16 protein-coding genes and 2 pseudogenes are annotated in these 16788 nt (G+C 72.6%); 8 read left to right on the forward strand and 10 right to left on the reverse strand.

Annotation, left to right across the window (positions count from 1 at the left end):
- Window positions 1-82: 82 nt before the first annotated feature.
- From AOM09_RS04130 to AOM09_RS04140, 3 genes are read right to left on the reverse strand one after another with little or no spacing between them, the layout of a single operon-like run.
- Window positions 83-1765: a ribonuclease J gene (locus tag AOM09_RS04130; protein ID WP_062384788.1), complete on the reverse strand. Its 1683-nt coding sequence runs from the start codon at window positions 1763-1765 to the stop codon at window positions 83-85.
- Window positions 1766-1775: 10 nt separating this feature from the next.
- Window positions 1776-2669: a 4-hydroxy-tetrahydrodipicolinate synthase gene (gene dapA / locus AOM09_RS04135; RefSeq protein ID WP_062384791.1), complete on the reverse strand. Its 894-nt coding sequence runs from the start codon at window positions 2667-2669 to the stop codon at window positions 1776-1778.
- A 44-nt stretch (window positions 2670-2713) separates the two neighbouring features.
- Window positions 2714-3052, reverse strand: coding sequence for a cupin domain-containing protein (locus AOM09_RS04140; RefSeq protein WP_062384794.1), 339 nt, complete (start codon window positions 3050-3052; stop codon window positions 2714-2716).
- 193 nt (window positions 3053-3245) lie between these two features.
- On the opposite strand from AOM09_RS04140, the gene AOM09_RS04145 reads away from it, so the two are divergent.
- From AOM09_RS04145 to AOM09_RS04180, 8 genes and pseudogenes are all read left to right on the forward strand, one after another.
- Entirely contained in the window at window positions 3246-3815 is a 570-nt protein-coding gene (locus AOM09_RS04145) for a hypothetical protein (RefSeq protein ID WP_062384797.1), read from the forward strand.
- A gap of 150 nt (window positions 3816-3965) precedes the next feature.
- Window positions 3966-4247, forward strand: a pseudogene (thyA, locus tag AOM09_RS04150) (thymidylate synthase); the annotation flags it as partial.
- Window positions 4248-5054: 807 nt separating this feature from the next.
- Window positions 5055-5522 (forward strand): annotated as a pseudogene (gene thyA / locus AOM09_RS15495) (thymidylate synthase); the annotation flags it as partial.
- Entirely contained in the window at window positions 5522-6043 is a 522-nt protein-coding gene (locus AOM09_RS04160; RefSeq protein ID WP_062384802.1) for a dihydrofolate reductase, read from the forward strand. The pseudogene thyA (AOM09_RS15495) and the gene AOM09_RS04160, both read left to right, overlap by 1 nt.
- Window positions 6044-6098: 55 nt before the next feature.
- The gene (locus AOM09_RS14850) at window positions 6099-7853 is read left to right on the forward strand and encodes a GNAT family N-acetyltransferase (protein WP_169747610.1); all 1755 of its coding nucleotides are present in this window, start codon (window positions 6099-6101) and stop codon (window positions 7851-7853) included.
- The gene (locus AOM09_RS04170) at window positions 7850-8542 is read left to right on the forward strand and encodes an AzlC family ABC transporter permease (protein WP_062385255.1); all 693 of its coding nucleotides are present in this window, start codon (window positions 7850-7852) and stop codon (window positions 8540-8542) included. Before AOM09_RS14850 ends, AOM09_RS04170 begins: the two co-directional genes overlap by 4 nt.
- Window positions 8539-8862, forward strand: coding sequence for an AzlD domain-containing protein (locus AOM09_RS04175; protein WP_439644955.1), 324 nt, complete (start codon window positions 8539-8541; stop codon window positions 8860-8862). Before AOM09_RS04170 ends, AOM09_RS04175 begins: the two co-directional genes overlap by 4 nt.
- Before the next feature lie 19 nt (window positions 8863-8881).
- A complete protein-coding gene (locus tag AOM09_RS04180) occupies window positions 8882-9364 on the forward strand; it encodes a GNAT family N-acetyltransferase (RefSeq protein ID WP_062384805.1) in 483 nt (160 codons plus the stop codon).
- A 112-nt stretch (window positions 9365-9476) separates the two neighbouring features.
- Here the strand turns inward: AOM09_RS04180 and AOM09_RS04185 are convergent, their stop codons facing one another.
- Genes AOM09_RS04185 through AOM09_RS04215 form a run of 7 tightly spaced genes read right to left on the reverse strand, consistent with a single transcriptional unit; the run spans window position 9477 to window position 16779 of the window.
- Window positions 9477-9935 (reverse strand): hypothetical protein, encoded by a 459-nt coding sequence (locus AOM09_RS04185; RefSeq protein ID WP_156162227.1) that lies wholly within the window; start codon window positions 9933-9935, stop codon window positions 9477-9479.
- Window positions 9932-10675: a 4-hydroxy-tetrahydrodipicolinate reductase gene (gene dapB, locus AOM09_RS04190; RefSeq protein WP_062384811.1), complete on the reverse strand. Its 744-nt coding sequence runs from the start codon at window positions 10673-10675 to the stop codon at window positions 9932-9934. The genes AOM09_RS04185 and dapB overlap by 4 nt, the downstream gene beginning before the upstream one ends.
- Before the next feature lie 49 nt (window positions 10676-10724).
- A complete protein-coding gene (locus tag AOM09_RS04195; protein ID WP_062384814.1) occupies window positions 10725-12584 on the reverse strand; it encodes an efflux RND transporter periplasmic adaptor subunit in 1860 nt (619 codons plus the stop codon).
- Window positions 12584-13501, reverse strand: coding sequence for a hypothetical protein (locus AOM09_RS04200; RefSeq protein WP_156162228.1), 918 nt, complete (start codon window positions 13499-13501; stop codon window positions 12584-12586). Before AOM09_RS04200 ends, AOM09_RS04195 begins: the two co-directional genes overlap by 1 nt.
- 31 nt (window positions 13502-13532) lie before the next feature.
- Window positions 13533-14765 (reverse strand): ABC transporter permease, encoded by a 1233-nt coding sequence (locus tag AOM09_RS04205; RefSeq protein ID WP_228375055.1) that lies wholly within the window; start codon window positions 14763-14765, stop codon window positions 13533-13535.
- Window positions 14762-15487 (reverse strand): ABC transporter ATP-binding protein, encoded by a 726-nt coding sequence (locus AOM09_RS04210; protein ID WP_062384821.1) that lies wholly within the window; start codon window positions 15485-15487, stop codon window positions 14762-14764. Before AOM09_RS04210 ends, AOM09_RS04205 begins: the two co-directional genes overlap by 4 nt.
- A 41-nt stretch (window positions 15488-15528) precedes the next feature.
- Window positions 15529-16779, reverse strand: coding sequence for an efflux RND transporter periplasmic adaptor subunit (locus AOM09_RS04215; protein WP_062384824.1), 1251 nt, complete (start codon window positions 16777-16779; stop codon window positions 15529-15531).
- Window positions 16780-16788 lie beyond the last annotated feature (9 nt).

Here is a 16788-nt window from a genome sequence, read left to right on the forward strand (position 1 = left end):
GCCTCGCGCCGGAACTGCTTGCCATGGCAATCCTGAGGATTGCCATGGCAAGCGATCGCGGTGAGAGGTACGCCGCCCTGCGCTACGCCTCGACGACCACCGGGATGATCATCGGGCGGCGGCGCAGCTTGGTGCCCACGAAGCGCCCGAGCACCCGACGCGCGACCTGCTGCAGCTGGTGCGTGTCGGTCGAGCCGCCCTTCGCGGCGTCCTCGATGGCCTTCTTGATGTCCGGGAGGATCACGTCGAACACCGAGTCGTCCTCCGCGAGACCGCGCGCGTGCACCTCGGGGCCGCTCACCACGCGCCCGTTGGAGGAGTCGACCACGGCGAACACCGAGACGAAGCCCTCCTCCGAGAGGATGCGGCGGTCCTTGAGCTCGGCGTCGGTGATCTCGCCGATCGACGAGCCGTCGACGTACACGTTGTGTACCTCGACCGCGCCGACCACGCGGGCCACGCCGTCCTTGAGGTCCACCACGGTGCCGTTCTCCGCGAACATGACGTTCTCGGCGGCGATCCCGGTCTTGATGGCCAGGTGCCCGTTGGCGAGCAGGTGGCGCACCTCGCCGTGGATCGGCATGACGTTGCGCGGGCGCAGGATGTTGTAGCAGTACAGCAGCTCGCCGGCGCTCGCGTGGCCGGAGACGTGGACGCGCGCGCTGCCCTGGTGGACCACGGTCGCGCCCAGGCGCATGAGGCCGTTGATCACGCGGAACACCGCGTTCTCGTTGCCGGGGATGAGGGACGAGGCGAGGATCACCAGGTCGCCCTCCCCCACCGTCACCTTGTGGTCGCCGCTGGCCATGCGGCTGAGCGCGGCCATCGGCTCGCCCTGCGAGCCGGTGGACATGTAGACCACCTGCTCGCCCGGGAGGTCGTCGGCCTTCTTGGGGTCGATGAGGATGCCGTCCGGTACGCGCAGGTATCCCATGTCCGCGGCGATGCCCATGTTGCGCACCATCGAGCGCCCCACGAACGCGACGCGACGTCCGTGGGACTCCGCCGCGTCGATCACCTGCTGGACGCGGTGGACATGGCTCGCGAACGACGCGACGACGATGCGCCCGGTCGCCTGCATGAACAGGCGGTCCAGCACGGGGCCGATCTCGACCTCGGCGGTGGTGAATCCGGGGACCTCGGCGTTGGTCGAGTCGACCTGGAACAGGTCGACCCCCTCCTCGCCCAGGCGCGCGAAGCCGCGCAGGTCCGTGATGCGGCCGTCGAGCGGCAGCTGGTCCATCTTGAAGTCGCCCGTGTTGAGCACGGTGCCCGCCGACGTCCGCACGAACACCGCGAGCGCGTCGGGGATCGAGTGGTTGACCGCGAGGAACTCGAGGTCGAAGATCCCCAGCTGCTCGCGCTGGCCCTCCTTCACCGCGAGGGTGACGGGGTTGATGCGGTGCTCGCGGAGCTTCGCCTCGACGAAGGCCAGCGTGAGCTGCGAGCCGAGGATCGGGATGTCCCTGCGCATGCGCAGGAGGTACGGCACGGCGCCGATGTGGTCCTCGTGGCCGTGCGTCAGCACGATCGCCTCGATGTCGTCGAGCCGGTCCTCGATGTAGCCGAAGTCCGGCAGGATCAGGTCGACGCCGGGCTGGTGGTCCTCGGGGAAGAGCACGCCGCAGTCGATGACGAGCAGTCGCCCGTCGAGCTCGAGCACGTGCATGTTGCGGCCCACCTCGCCCAGGCCGCCGAGCGGGACGAGCCGGAGGGTTCCGGGTTCGAGCGCGGGGGGCGGGAGCAGGTCGGGGTTGAAGGTCATGCGGTCTCCGTCAGGGGTGGATGCCGGCGGCCTCGAGGCGCGTGATGAGCGCGTCGTGCTCCGCGGGCGGGTGGGGAAGCAGAGGAAGCCGCATCGCGCGGCTCGGGATGACTCCGAGCCAGTGCGCCGCGGACTTCGCGTTGATGGCGCCGGGGCCGCTGAACACGGCCTCGTGCACCGGGAGGAGGGACTCGTGGAGGCGCTCGGCCTCCGCCGTGTCGCCCGCCTCGTGCGCGGCGATCATCGCCGCGATCTCCCGCCCCACCACGTGGGACGAGACGGACACGACGCCCACGGCGCCGGCCCGGAGGAAGTCGAGGGTGAGCGGGTCGTCGCCCGAGTACCAGGCGAGGCCCGTGCGCGCGATGCGCTCCTTGGCCTGGTCGACGCCGCCCGTGGCGTCCTTGACGGCGACCACGCGCGGGTGCGAGGCGAGCTCGTCGTAGGACTCGTCCGAGACCGCGAGCGCGGTGCGACCCGGGATGTCGTAGAGCATCGCGGGAAGCCCGGTCGCGCCGAGGATCGCGCGGAAGTGCGCGACCACGCCCGCCTGCGTGGGCTTCGAGTAGTAGGGCGTGAGCGCGAGGATCCCGTCGGCCCCGGCCTCCTCGCCCTGCTCGGCCATCCGCACCGCGTGCGCGGTGTCGTTGGAGCCCGCGCCCGTGAGGATCGTCACGTCCGGGCCCACGGCCTCACGCACGGCGACGATGAGGTCCACCTTCTCGGGCGCGTGCGTCGTGGGCGCCTCGCCCGTGGTGCCCGACAGCACCAGGCCGTCGGAGCCGTGCGCGACCAGGTAGGTGGCGAGATCCTGGGCGCCCTTGAGGTCGAGCGCCCCTCCCTCGTGCATCGGGGTGACCATCGCGGTCAGCACAGTGCCAAACGGGCGGGAGGTGGATGCCATGGGGCCAACCTACCGCGCGACGCCCCTGCCCCGGCGCCTTCCGCCTAGTCCCGGGCCCGCGTCGCGACGGTGAGCAGGACGGCCGCGTCGGTGGTGGCCTCGAGGCCGTGTCGCGCGGGCGGGATCGCGAGATAGGCGCCCTCCGCGAGCGGCTGCTGCGTCCCGTCGACGGTGAGGATCACGTCGCCGCGCAGGACCTGCAGCGTCGCCTCGCCCGGGCTCTCATGGTCGTGGAGGCGGCGACCGCCCGCGAGGGCGATGACGGTCTGACGCAGGTCCGTGCCGCGGTCCCCCATGAGCGTGACGGAGTGGCGTCCGCTGGTCTCGGCGCGGGCCAGCTCGAGCTGGTCCTCCACCACGGCGGCGAGGTCGATGGGATCCATGGATGCTCCCTCCCCGGCCAGTGTCGCGCATCGGTTCGCGCGGCGCATGGTCGCGCGCGCACGGAGGCGCTACATTATGCGTCACGCGGGACGCCGACGTCCCCCGTGCCCACGGCCTCCCGACCCCCCGCCGGTCGCCGATCCCAACACCCGCCCGGGTCCGCGTGGCCCGGCCGACTCAGAGAGAACCGACATGAAGCTGAGGGTCATCACCGCCGCGTTCGCCGGCGTCGCCATCGCGCTCACCGGAGCGACCGCCGCGAGCGCGGACGACTCGCCCCAGGTCGACCGCAAGGAGTTCGCGGCCACCAAGCTGGGCGAGACGATCGCCGTGGTCAAGGAGCGCTTCGACTCGAGGGGCACCCAGCTCGACCTCGACTCGTACGACGGCGCGCGCCACCAGGTCCGCTCGTGGACCGCGACGACGAGCGCGGACGGCATCGTCATGCTCGACTTCGTCAAGAAGGACGGCGTGTGGGTGGTCGACGGCAAGCTCGCGATGTGGATGGACGGCCCCGAGCAGACCCGCAACAAGATGACGCACGGCGAGTTCCGCCAGGTCAAGAAGGGCCTCACCCTCGCCGAGGTGCGCGCGATCGCCGACACCAAGGGCACCACGCAGTTCGAGCTGCGCGACACCGAGGACCGCATGCTCACGATCGACTGGCCGGTGCCGGACTCCGTCGACGGCGTCGCGTCGGTCGACTTCGAGTGGAAGAAGGGCGCCTACCGGGTGGTCTCCAAGTTCGTGTACTGGGGCTGACGCCCCGCCCCGCACCGCGCAGGCGGCGCCCGGTTCGCGACCGGGGCGGGGCACCATCGGCAGGGCGCCGCCGCATCGTCCGACCCCACGCGTACGCTGGTCACCGTGACCGCGATCCCCACCCCGTACGAGGACCTGCTGCGCGACGTGATGGCCACCGGCACCCCCAAGGGTGACCGGACGGGCACCGGCACCGTCTCGGTGTTCGGCCGCCAGATCCGCTACGACCTCTCGCAGGGCTTCCCGCTCATCACCACCAAGCGCGTCCACCTGCGCTCCGTGGTGGGCGAGCTCCTGTGGTTCCTGCGCGGCGACACCAACGTGCGCTGGCTGCAGGACCGCGGCATCACCATCTGGGACGAGTGGGCCGACGAGGACGGCGAGCTGGGCCCGGTCTACGGCTACCAGTGGCGGTCGTGGGAGAGCTGGGACCGCGTTCCTCCCCGCGTGGTCGACCCTGCGATCGCGCGCACGCCGAACGCGCGCCCGCTTCCGCCGATCGATGCCGCGTCAAATGAAAGCGGCCTCGTCGGCACCGTCGTCGCCACAGCGACCGGCGAAGCCCTCGCATTGCGCGAGTACCGGGTCCCGCGTGTCGAAGGCACACCGACCGGCTCGCTGCGCCTCGTGTGCGGCTTCCCCGGCACGGGCTCCATCGTGGAGAACGTGACGCCCCAGGCGTTCAGGAACGGAGCGCTCAAGGACCGCCTTGCACCCACTGCCGTGGGAGTCGGGGCGCTCGGAGATCCGGTCTCGGACGAAGACCGTGCGCTCCTCTACCAGACCTGGGTGGGCATCCTGAAGCGCTGCTACGACACCACACACAGCGCGTACGCGAACTACGGGGGCCGCGGAGTCTTCGTTCATCCCGAGTGGCTCGTGTTCTCCTCGTTCGTTGCCGACGTCAAGCGCGTGCCGGGCTGGCTTCTCAAGAAGGAGTTCCCGGCGGACTACTCCCTCGACAAGGACTACTTCTCGTCGAACTGCTACTCCAAGGACACCGTCGTCTGGAGCACCACGCGCGACCAGTCGACCAACTCGCGTTCCTCTACGCCGATTGAGATCACGTGGGAGGACGGACGAATCGAGCGCGTCGGGAGCATCCGCGATGCCGCCGCGCGCATCGGTCGTTCGCCCGGTCGCGTGTCTGAGCTGCTACGACTCGAACGGCCGACCTCGGACGGAACTCGCTTGTCACTTGCGCGCGACGGCGCAGAGGCTCCTCTCCGGTTCCGCACCATCGACCAGGTGCGCCAAGCCGTCGCCGATATCAAGCACAACCCCGACTCGCGTCGCATCATCATCTCGGCCTGGAACCCAGGCCAGATCGACCGTATGGCGCTCGCACCATGTCACGCACTCGCGCAGTTCTACGTCGCGGACGGCAAGCTCAGCTGCCAGCTGTACCAACGCAGCGCGGACCTCTTCCTAGGCGTGCCGTTCAACATCGCGTCCTACGCGCTGCTCACGCACATGATCGCCGCGGAGACAGGCCTCGAGGTCGGCGACTTCGTGTGGACCGGCGGCGACTGCCACATCTACTCCAATCACCTCGAGCAGGTCGAGCGCCAGCTCGCACGCGAGCCGTTCCCGTATCCGACGCTGCGGCTCGCGAAGAAGGACTCGCTGTTCGACTACGACATCGACGACGTGACGGTCGAGAACTACCAGCACCACCCGGGCATCAAGGCGCCGGTGGCCGTCTAGTGATCAAGGCCATCTGGGCGCAGGCCCGGGACGTGTCCGGCCGCCCCGTCATCGGTCTCGACGGGACGATGCCGTGGCACCTGCCCGAGGACCTCGCGCACTTCCAGGCGCTCACCCGCGGGCACGCGGTCATCATGGGACGCCGCACGTGGGAGTCGCTGCCGCCGCGCTTCCGTCCGCTGCCGGGACGGGTCAACGTCGTGGTGACCTCCGGCGGGGCGCCCGAGGGCGCCACCCGCGCATCGTCCCTTCACGATGCCCTGAAGGCGGCCGCGGCGCTGTCGCCGGAGACCGACCGCTGGGTCATCGGAGGCGCGGGGCTCTTCGCGGAGGCCCTCGCTCATGCGGACGCGCTCGAGCTCACCGAGATCGACACGGTGGTGGCGGGCGACACGTTCGCTCCCCCGCTGGCGGCCGACGACTGGTCCGTGGTCGCCGCGACTGAGCCCGCCGTGTCGTCCTCGGGGCTCGCCTATCGCTTCGTCACCTACGTGCCCGCGGAGGGCCACCGCCAGGACTGAGGCGGTGCCGGACGGCGTCACCGTGGCGCTACGGCCCGGTGCCAGGATGGACGCCATGACCTGGACCGTTCCCGCGCGCATCGAGACGGAGCGGCTGGTGATCCGCAAGTACGAGCTTTCGGACGTCGCCGAGATGTCCCGCGTGATCCCCGCCGACCGCGAGCACCTCGCGCCGTACCTTCCGTGGGCGCGCGCGGAGCCGGTGAGCGACGACGAGCGCCGCGCGACGGTCGCGCTCTTCATCGCGCAGCACGAGTCGGGCGAGGACTTCCCCATGGGGATCTTCGAGCGCGCGACCGGCGAGTACGTCGGCGGCGCGGGCTTCCATACGCGGCGCGGCGCGGGCGTCCTCGAGATCGGCTACTGGATCGCCTCCTCGCACGAGGGACGGGGGCTCGTCACGGAGACGGTGCTGGCGCAAACCGCCGTGGCGCTGCTCTACGCGGGCGCGCGGCGCGTCGAGATCTATCACGCGCCGGACAATGCCCGCTCGGGAGCGGTCCCCCGCCGCGCAGGCTTCGCCCACGAAGGCCTCGCCGAGGCCGACGAGCACGGTCCTGCCATGGAGCGCTGGGTCGCGGACGTCTCGACGCTCACCCGCGAGCCCGCGGCCTCGACACCGCTGCCGACGCTGCGCGACGCCTCGGGTGCCGCGCTGGGGTGGCCGCTGTGGCACGTGCCCGCGCGCATCGAGACCGAGCGGCTGGTGATCCGACGCTTCCGCCACGAGGACGTGCCGGAGGTCTCCCGCGTGATCACCGCGAACCGCGATCACCTGGTCCGGTACCTGGCCTGGGCCGAGGACGAGCCGAAGACCCCCGAGGCGCGCGCCGCCACGATCGCGCAGAACATCGCCCACCACGAGGCCGGCGTCGACTTCCTCATGGGGTTGTTCGATCGCGTGAGCGGCGAGTACCTCGGCAGCGCGGGACTGCACCCGCTCGACGACCGCCCGGGCCTCGAGGTCGGCTACTGGCTCTCCGCGGAGCACGAGGGCCGCGGTCTCATGTCCGAGGCGGTCGCCGCTCTCACCCGAGTCGGTCTCATGCACGCGGGAGCCGACACGGTCGAGATCTTCCATCGCCCGGACAACGCACGCTCCGGTGCCGTGCCGCGACGCCTGGGGTTCACGGACGCGGGCCTCACCCGCGACACCGACGACGGTGCTGAGGCGCACCGGTGGGTCGCCGATCGCGGGACGCTCACGGTGGAGCCTCTCGCGATCGCGCCCTTCCCGCGCCTCGCGGATGCGGATGGCACGGCCGTCGCGTGGCAGATCTGGGATGTGCCGTCGCGGATCGACACCGAACGACTGGTGCTGCGCCGGTACGAGCCGGAGGACGTCGACGCCGTGCACGAGGCCGTCCTCACGAACCTCGACCACCTGCGTCCGTTCATCCCGTGGGCGAAGGACGAGCCCTTGACGCTCGCCCAGCGCGTGGAGCAGCTCGCCGAGCACTCGCGCGCGTTCGACGCGGGCGAGCAGTTCCGCTTCGCGGTGCTCGACCGCGTCACCGGCGCGTTCATCGGCGGTGCCGGGCTTCACACGCGCGTCGGACCCGAGGCGCTCGAGGTCGGCTACTGGATCGCCGCGGACCGTGCTGGCCACGGCCTCGTCACCGAGGCAGTGCGCGCGCTCACCCGCGTCGCCTTCGAGGCCGGGGCGCGCCGCGCCGAGATCTGGTGCGACGCCGACAACGTCCGCTCGCACGCCGTGGCGCAGCGGTGCGGGTACACGGCGCTCGGCGAGCGCGTCCGCGGCGGTGAGCGGCTGCTCGCGTGGGCGCTCGAGGCGCCGGGGCACCCGTGACCCGGGTCCGCCTCGACCCGGCACGCCAGCAGGCCCTCTCGGTGTCGCTGGCGACGGGCGCCTACGGGCTGAGCTTCGGCGCGCTCTCCGTCGCGGCGGGGCTCGACGTGTGGCAGACGTGCGCGCTGTCGCTCCTGGTGTTCTCGGGCGGATCCCAGTTCGCGTTCATCGGCGTGATCGGCGCCGGCGGCTCCGCTGTCTCCGCCGTCGCGACGTCGACGTTTCTGGGCCTGCGCAACGGCTTCTACGGCGTCGGGCTCGCGCCCGTGCTCAGGCCGATGCGGGGCGCCCGCCGCGCGGCGGCGGCTCAGGTCACCATCGACGAGTCGACGGCGGTGGCCCTCGCGCAGCCGGTCGAGGACCGCGCGGCGCGGCGCGCCGGCTTCTGGTGGACCGGTATCGGCGTCTTCATCGCGTGGAACGCGATCACGCTGCTCGGCGCGCTGCTGGGCTCCCGCATCGGCGACCCCGCGGACTGGGGCCTCGATGCCGCCGCCGCGGCGGCGTTCCTCGCACTCGTGTGGCCGCGCCTCGCCCACCGTCGCGCGCAGGCCGTGGCCGCCGCATCGTGCGTCCTCGCGCTGGTGCTCACCCCCCTGGTGCCCGCGGGCCTGCCCGTGCTGGCCGCGGCCGCGGTCGCGATCGCCGCCGGGTGGGGCCATCCGCGGCCCGAGGAGGTGCCCGAGTGAGCGCCTACGCGTGGATGTGGGTGGCGATCGTCGGGGCGGGAGCGCTGTCCTGGCTCATCAAGCTCGCCGGGCACGCCGTTCCGGAGCACTGGCTGGAGAACCCTCGCGTCCACCGGATCGCGGCGTTCGTGACCGTGGCGCTGCTGGCCGCGCTGGTCGGCGTGCAGACCTTTGCGAACGGCCGGACGCTCGCGGTCGACGCGAGGCTCGCCGCGGTCGCGGTCGCGGCGGTGCTGCTATGGCGACGCGCGCCCTTCATCGTGGTGGTGGCCGCCGCGGCGGGCGTCGCGGCCGGGCTGCGTGCGCTCGGCTGGGGCTGAGCCGCCTACGCTGGTCGGCATGATCCACGCCGACGTCTCCGCCCGTCCCGCCGTCCCCGGCGACGAGGACGCCATCGCCGCCATCCAGCTCGCCGCGTGGCGCGGATGGTTGGGCGACGCCGTCGACGCGCTCCCCGCGGACGAGGTGCGCGCACGCTGGGCCGCGGCGATCGTCGCCGCCCCGTCGCGCGACCACCGCGTGTTCGTCGCGTGCGACGGGCCCCGGGTGGTCGGCTTCGCCGCCCTGCAGCCGGGCGAGATCATGGCCCTCGAGATCGCGCCGGAGCACCGCCGCGCGGGCCACGCGTCGCGCCTGCTCTCGGCGTGCATCGACACGCTGAGGGCGCAGGGCCGCGAGGACGTGCGCGCCTGGGCGCTCGAGGGGGACGATGCGCGGATCGGGTTCCTCACCTCCGCGGGCCTGGCGGAGGGCGGCCTGCGGCGCACGCTCGAGGGTCCCGCGGGCGACCTGGTCGAGGTCATGTACCGCGCGGGCCTGTAGCACCCACCCCGCCCCATCCTGACAGTGGCAACGGATCTCGCGGCGACACGCCGCGAGATCCGTCCCGACACGCGCCCGGCGCGGCGTGTCGGATCGAATTCCGTTGCCAGTGTCAGCGGGCGGCGCGGAAGAGCGCGGCCGCGTGACGGAGGGCCTTGCGCGCCTCGGCCTTCTCCTTGACCTCGTCGTAGGCGAACGCGAGGTGGAACCAGGCAGCCCAGTCCTCGGGTGACATCTCGACGCCGCGACGCGCGACCTCGTACACGTCCAACGCGGCCTCCTCGGTGAGCCGCCCGCCCGCGGTGCGCGCGCCGTCGTGCCGCGGGAGCCGGTCCTGAGCCTCGAGGCGCGACGCCATGCGCTGCACCGTGATGCCGAGCCGCCACTCGTTGACCAGGTACCACAGCGCGATCACCGGGATCACGAGCACCAGCACGCCGAGCACCTTGCCGATCGCCGTCGGCGACTGGAGCATCGCCCACGCGAGGTTGGTGACGAAGCCGAGCAGCAGCACGGCCAGCACCGTCGTGGCGACCGCGGCCATGAAGGCCGGCCGGCGCATCACGCTCACAGCGCCATGTACCCGTCGAGGCCGACGGTGAGGCCGGGCCGCCCGACCACCTCGCGGACGCCGAGCAGGACGCCGGGCATGAAGCTCACCCGGTCGAAGCTGTCCGTGCGGATCGTGAGCTGCTCGCCCGGGTTGCCCAGGAGGATCTCCTCGTGCGCGACGAGGCCGCGCAGGCGCACCGCATGCACGTGGACGCCGTCGATGACCGCACCGCGCGCGCCCTCGGGATCGTGCGTGGTCGCGTCGGGCGACGGGGCGATGCCCGCCGCGGCGCGCGCCGCGGCGATGCCAGCGGCGGTGTGGACCGCCGTGCCCGAGGGGGCGTCGACCTTGTCCGGGTGGTGCAGCTCGACGATCTCGACGGACTCGAAGTACCGGGCGGCGGCAGCGGCGAAGCGCATCGACAGCACCGCGCCGAGCGCGAAGTTGGGGGCGATGAGCACGCCGAGCTCGGGACGCTCCTTGAGGTGCTCGTCCACCCGCAGCAGCGACTCCTCGGTCCAGCCGGTGGTGCCCACGACGGCGTGGACGCCGGCGTCGATGAGCGCGTGGACGTTCGCCTCGGTCGCGCTCGGAACCGTGAAGTCGACCGCGACGTGGGCCCCCGCGCGCGCCGCGTCGGCGACGGAGCCGCCGTGGTCGACCGCGGCGACGAGCGCCAGGTCCGGCGCGCCGTTCACCGCCTCGACCACGTGGGAACCCATGCGCCCGGAGGCGCCCAGCACGGCGACGTTGATCATGCGTCGAGCGTACCGGGCGCCATCCGGGGGACGATGCGAGCCAGGCGGCCTACCCGTTCATCGTCGGGGGCGCGCCGCCGCCCGGGAAACCGCCCCCGGAGAAGCCCTGCTCCCCGCGTCCGCCGCTCGACTCCTCGCCGTCGGAGCCGAGGCCGCCGAGCAGCCCGCCGGAGCCGTCCGAGGCGTCGTCGTCGGCCGTCCCGACGTCGGCCGTGAGGTCCGCGAGGACCACCTCGTCCCCCGCCGCGAGACCCGAGACCACCTCGGTGTAGACCGCGCCGATCGCGCCGGTCTCGACGCTGACGGCGGTGGGCTCGCCGTCGGCGCCGATGACGCTGACGGTGGCGTCCCCGGCGGCGTCCGACACCGCCGACGTGGGCACCACGAGGACGCCGGTCGCGCTCGCCACGGTGATCGTCATGCGGGTCGCGGCACCGATGCGGATGTCGAAGCCGGGGTCGGGCACCGCGATGGTGACGGCGTAGGACTGCTGGAACGTGTTGCCGGTATTGGTGTGCGACACGCTCGACACGGTGCCCTCGACCACGTCGCCGGTGCTCGTGAGGGTGAGGGAGGCGTCCTGCCCCACCGCGAGCAGCTGGGCCTCCGTCAGCGACACCGCAAGCGCGACCAGGTACGTGTTGTCCGCGATCAGCGTGATCGACGCGGCGGTGTCGCCGCCCGTGACCGACGCGCCCTCCTCGAGGCTCACCGCGACCACCGCGCCCGCCACGGGTGCGGTGAGCGTCGCATGCTCGAGCTGGCCCTCCGCCACCGCGAGGGCGGCCTTCGCATCGGTGATGTCGGCCTTGTCGGCGAGGATGTCGGCGGCGCTCGGCACGGTGCCGGTGTCGACCGCGTCGCCGCCGGTCGTGCCGTCCATGCCGGTCGTGCCGTCCATGCCGGTCGAGCCGTCCATGCCCGTCGAGCCGTCCGCTCCCCCGTCGGGCTGGGCCGTGCCGCTCCCGGCATCGCCGCCCGGCTGCCCGGCGGAACCGTCGTCCGGCGCGCCGCCCGCATCGTCGGCCGCGAGCGCGAGCTGCAGCGCCGCGACCGCGTCGTCGACCTCGCCGGCGAGGTCCATCAGCGCCGACTGGGCGTCGATGGACTCCCGCGAGGCCGCGAGCGCGGCGGCGGTGGCGTCCTGGCACGCGGAGAGCGCGGCGGCCAGGTCCGGCTCGTCGGACTCGTCGGCATCCTCCGGCTCCTCGCCGGGCTCGTCCTCGCCCGACGCATCGTCGCCCGCGGAGGTGAAGGCCGCGCAGATCTCCTGAGCCGCGACCGCGGCGGCGTCCGCTGCCTCGAGCAGCGCCTGCGCCGTGTCGTACTGCGCGAGCAGGGTCTCCTGCGCCGCGACCAGCGCCGCGCGGGCCTGGGCGACCGCGGGGTCCTCGGCCGTGGCCGTCGTGACGGCCACCGTGCCGGGTACGTAGGCCGCGGTCAGGACGACCGCCGCCGCGGCGCCTTCTGAGGCGTCGGCGTCGTAGGCCGCGGACGAGGCGTCGGAGCTCGACGTCGTCCCCTCGCTCTGCGCGTCGAGATCGTCCGCAAGCGCCTCCTCGGCGTCCGCGAGCGCGTCCTCGGCCTCCGCGACGGCGTCCTCGAGGTCGCTCGTGTCGAGCGTCGCGAGCACGTCGCCCGCCTCGACGGTGTCGCCCACGCCCACCCGGACCTTGGCGACCTCGCCGTCGACCTGGAAGGCGAGGTCGTGCTGGCTCGCGGAGGACAGCGACCCCGTCGCGGTGAGCGTCTGGGTGACGTCGCCGGTCGAGACCGTCGCGGTCCGGTACGCGGCCGTCGCCGACGAGGCACCCGTGAGCACCACGCCGGCCGCGAGCGCCCCCGCGGCGACCGGTGCGGCGGCGAGCTGCCATCGCCACCGGCGCGCGAACCGCGATGCGCGAGACATCACTGCCCGCTCTCGAGCGCGGGCTCGCCGACCTCGGACGAGCCGCCGCCGGGTGCACCGCCCATGCCGCCGCGACCGCCGAAGCCGGAGAAGGAGACGCAGCCCTCGTCGCCGCCGTCGAAGACGTAGACGGTGGAGGCGACGTAGCCGCCCGCGTCATCCGCCTCACCGGTGGCCGTCAGGCACATGCCGACCTCGACCGCGTCGGCGTCCGCGTCGGCGCGGCCGGTGACGGTCGCATCGTCCGCGACGCTCACGGTGCTCTCGGCGCCGTCCGCGTCCTCGACGGTGAGCGTGCCGCCGCTCACCGCGGTCACCGTGCCGGCGGTGACGCCGGCGAAGGCGAAGCCGCCGTCGCCGCGGTCCGGCAGCTCGGCGCCGTCGGGAAGCTCCATCCCGTCGGGAAGCTCGGCGCCGTCCGGCAGCTCCATCCCGTCGGGCATCGCGGTCGGCATGTCGGTGGGCATGTCGCCGTCTCCGCCGGGGAAGCCGCCTCCCGAGAACGCGCCGCCGAGCCCCGTCGCGCACGAGCCGTCCTCGTCGGCCTCGGACACGGTGACCGCGGTCGCCGCATCGTCGTCACCGAGGGTGGCGACGATGCACGAGCCGACCGCGATGTCCGCGAGCGTCAGCGCGACCTCCTGGGTGAAGGTCGTGTCCGAGCCGAAGGTCACCGCGGTCTGGGTCGACCCGTCCTGCACCTGCGCCACGCCGTCCCCGACGTAGGCGATCTCGCCCGTCAGCCCGCCTCGGCCCTCCCTGTCCGTGGGAGCGTCTCCCGTGGTGGGGACCGAGCCGATCACCGCGTCCTCCGCCGCGGTCGTGGGCGAGGTGGAGGTCTCCGCACCGTCGGTCGAGCATCCTGCCAGCAGCATCGCGCCGCACGCCGCCATCATCGCGATCCGGTTCTTGTTCATGGTCATCCGTTCCTGTCCTGGGAGTTCACGTTCACTGGTCTCGAAGCGCGTCGATCGGAGCGAGGCGCGCCGCCCTCGCCGCGGGGTACACGCCGAACACGGCGCCGATGCCGACCGCCACGACCACCGACACCACCAGCGCGAGGCCGGACACGACGATGGTGGAGCCGAGCGCCGCCGGCAGCGCCAGCGCGAGCCCGACGCCGATGATCACGCCGACCGCGCCGCCGCTCAGCCCGAGGATCATCGCCTCGATGAGGAACTGGTTGCGGATCGTCGCCGGGGCGGCGCCGAGCGCCTTGCGCAGGCCGATCTCGCGGGTGCGCTCCGTGACCGACACGAGCATGATGTTCATCACGCCGATGCCGCCGACCAGGAGCGCGAGCGCGGCGATGCCCGTGAGCAGCACCGTGAGCCTCTGGTAGACGGAGGTCGCCGCGTCGAGGAGCGAGTCCTGCACCTCGATGGTGAAGTCGGCGTCCTCCGCCGCCGCGATGCCGTGGAGGTTGAGCAGCAGCGACTCGGCCTCCTGCGACGCGGCGCCGAGCAGGTCCGACGACGCGGCCTTGATGTAGATGGTGCCGACCGACTCGCTCGCGCTCGAGCTGTCGACCTGCTCGACCATGGTGGTCATCGGGACCACCGCGAGGTCGTCGAGCGAGCCGTCGCCCGAGGAGCCCGCCTCGGCGAGCACGCCGATCACCTCGTAGCTCTCCGTGTCGATGGTGACCTCCTGCCCCACCACGGCCGTCGAGCCGAACAGCTCCTGCGCCGTCTCGGAACCGAGCACGATCACGCTCGCGGCCTCGTCCGCCTGCTCGTCCGTGAAGAACGTGCCGTAGAGCAGCTCGCGCGAGCGCACCTCGGGCCAGCTGGTCGACGTGCCCGTGACCTCCGTGGTCCAGTTGCTCTCGCCGTACTCGAGGGAGACGCTCGCGGTCTTCTCCGCGGCGACCGCCTTGGCATCGGGCACCGCCACGGTCGAGGCGAGCGCGTCGGCATCGGCCCGCGTGAGGGTGGTGCCGCTCCCGAACCCGCCCCGCATGCCGCTCTCGTCCGTGGACGAGCCGGGCGACACGATGAGGAGGTCCGAGCCGAGCGCCGCGATCTGCTCGCTCACGTCCTTCTGCGTGCCGAGCCCGAGGCCGACCGTCAGGACCACCGAGGCGATGCCGACCACGATGCCGAGCATCGTGAGCGCCGACCGCATCTTGTGCGAGCGGATCGCGCGCCAGGCGCTGCTGAGAAGGTCCGCGGGCCTCACTTGGCGATCTCCGTTCCCGCGCCGACGAACTGGCCGTCGGTGACGTTGTAGACGGTGCTCGCGCGTGCCGCCACGTCGCCCTCGTGGGTGATGAGGACGATGGTGCGGCCCTCCGCGTGCAGGTCGTCGAGCATCGCGAGCACGTCGCGCGTCGAATGCGAGTCGAGGTTTCCCGTCGGCTCGTCGGCGAGCACGATCGCGGGCTCCGTCACCAGGGCGCGCGCGATCGCGACGCGCTGCTGCTGACCGCCCGAGAGCTGGCCCGGATGGTTGCGGCTCCGATCGCCGAGGCCGACGCGCTCGAGCGCCGCGAGCGCACGCGCCCGCCTCTCGGCAGGCGCGACGCCCGCGTAGATGAGCGGCAGCTCGACGTTGCCGAGCGCCGACAGGCTCGACAGCAGGTTGAACTGCTGGAACACGAAGCCGATGCGACGGTTGCGCGCCGAGGCGAGCGCATCCTCGTCGAGCGTCGACACGTCCTCCCCCGCGAGCACGTAGCGGCCGCTCGTGAGCACATCGAGGCAGCCGAGGATGTTCATCAGGGTGGACTTGCCGGATCCGGAGGGGCCCACGATGGCGACGTACTCGCCGGGGAAGATGCGGCAGTCGATGCCCCGCAGCGCCTCGAACTCGATGTCGCCGGTGTGATAGGTCTTGCGCGCTCCGGTCAGCTCGATCACCGGTGCGGCGGAGGCGAGCGGATCGCTGGTCATGACGGTCATGAAGGTCCTTGAGGTAGTCGTCGTCTCGGTGGGCGCCCGGGCTACTGGCCCGGGAACCCGCCCGCCCCGCCCGGGAACTGTCCGCCGGAGGGAAGCTCGACGCCGTCGGGCAGCTCGAACCCGTCGGGGAGCTGGCCGAAGCCCTCCTCCGACGTGGTGGAGCCGTCCCTCGCACCCGTGGTGACCGTGACCTGGAGCTGCTCGCCCTCGGTGAGGCCGGCCGTGATCTCGGTGTAGCCGCCGATGGTCTCGCCCACCGTGACGGTGCGCTCCTCCTCCGCGCCGGCATCGTCGACCACGGTCACCGTCGACACGCCGTCGGCCGTGGTGACGGCGTTCGAGGGCACCGCCAGCACGTCGACGCGACGCAGGTAGACGATCTCGGCGCCGACGGAGGTGCCCTCGTAGAGGCCCTCGACCGCGCCCGTCACCTGGAGCTCGACGGCGTAGGTCGCGCTGCCACCCGTGGTGGTGGGCAGGTTGGCGATGTCGGAGACGACGCCGAAGAACTCGCCGTCGACGTCCTCGGAGGTGAAGGTCACCTGGTCTCCCTCGTCGATGAGCGCCACCTCGTCCTCCGACAGGCTCACCGACACGGTCCACGCGTCCTGACCGACGATCGTCACGCCGGACGAGGTGCTCGCCGTCGTGGTCGCCGTGCTCCCGGTCATCCCCGTCGCCCCCGACGCGGCGGAGGAGCCGCCGCTGACGACGTCGCCCACGGCGTACGGCTGGGACGTCACCAGCCCGTCGATGTCCGCGACCAGCCTCGCGTCCGCCATCGCTTCCTCGGCCTCGGCCACCGACCTCTCAAGGAGCTCCACCTGCGCCTCGGCCGAGGCGATGCGCGCCGCGCTCGAGTCGGTGCCGTCGTCCTCGTCCTCGAGATTCGCGAGCGAGGCCTCGGCCTGAGCGAGATCCGCCTCGGCCGACCGCAGGGAGGCCGTCAGCTGAAGCGTGTCGATGCGCGCGATGACGTCGCCCGCCTCGACGGTGTCACCTTCCTCGACGTTGACCTTCGTCACGGTCCCCGAGGCCTCGAACGCGAGCGAGCCGCTCGAGACCGCGGCGAGCGTGCCCGAGGCCGACACGGTCTCCTCGAGCGTCTGCAGTCCGACGGTGGTCGTCTGCTGTCCGGCGGCCTCCATGGAGCGCAGGCCGTCGACGGGCTCCGTCGAGGCCGGTCCCCACAGGGCCATCGCCCCGGCGCCGAGCCCGGCGCCGGCGAGGAGCGTGCCGGTGGGGATCCCCCATCGCCGCGCTCGCGTCCATCGGGAAGAGTTCTGGGGCATCGTCCGTCC

This window comes from Demequina iriomotensis, from assembly GCF_000971395.1.
Lineage (GTDB): Bacteria > Actinomycetota > Actinomycetes > Actinomycetales > Demequinaceae > Demequina > Demequina iriomotensis.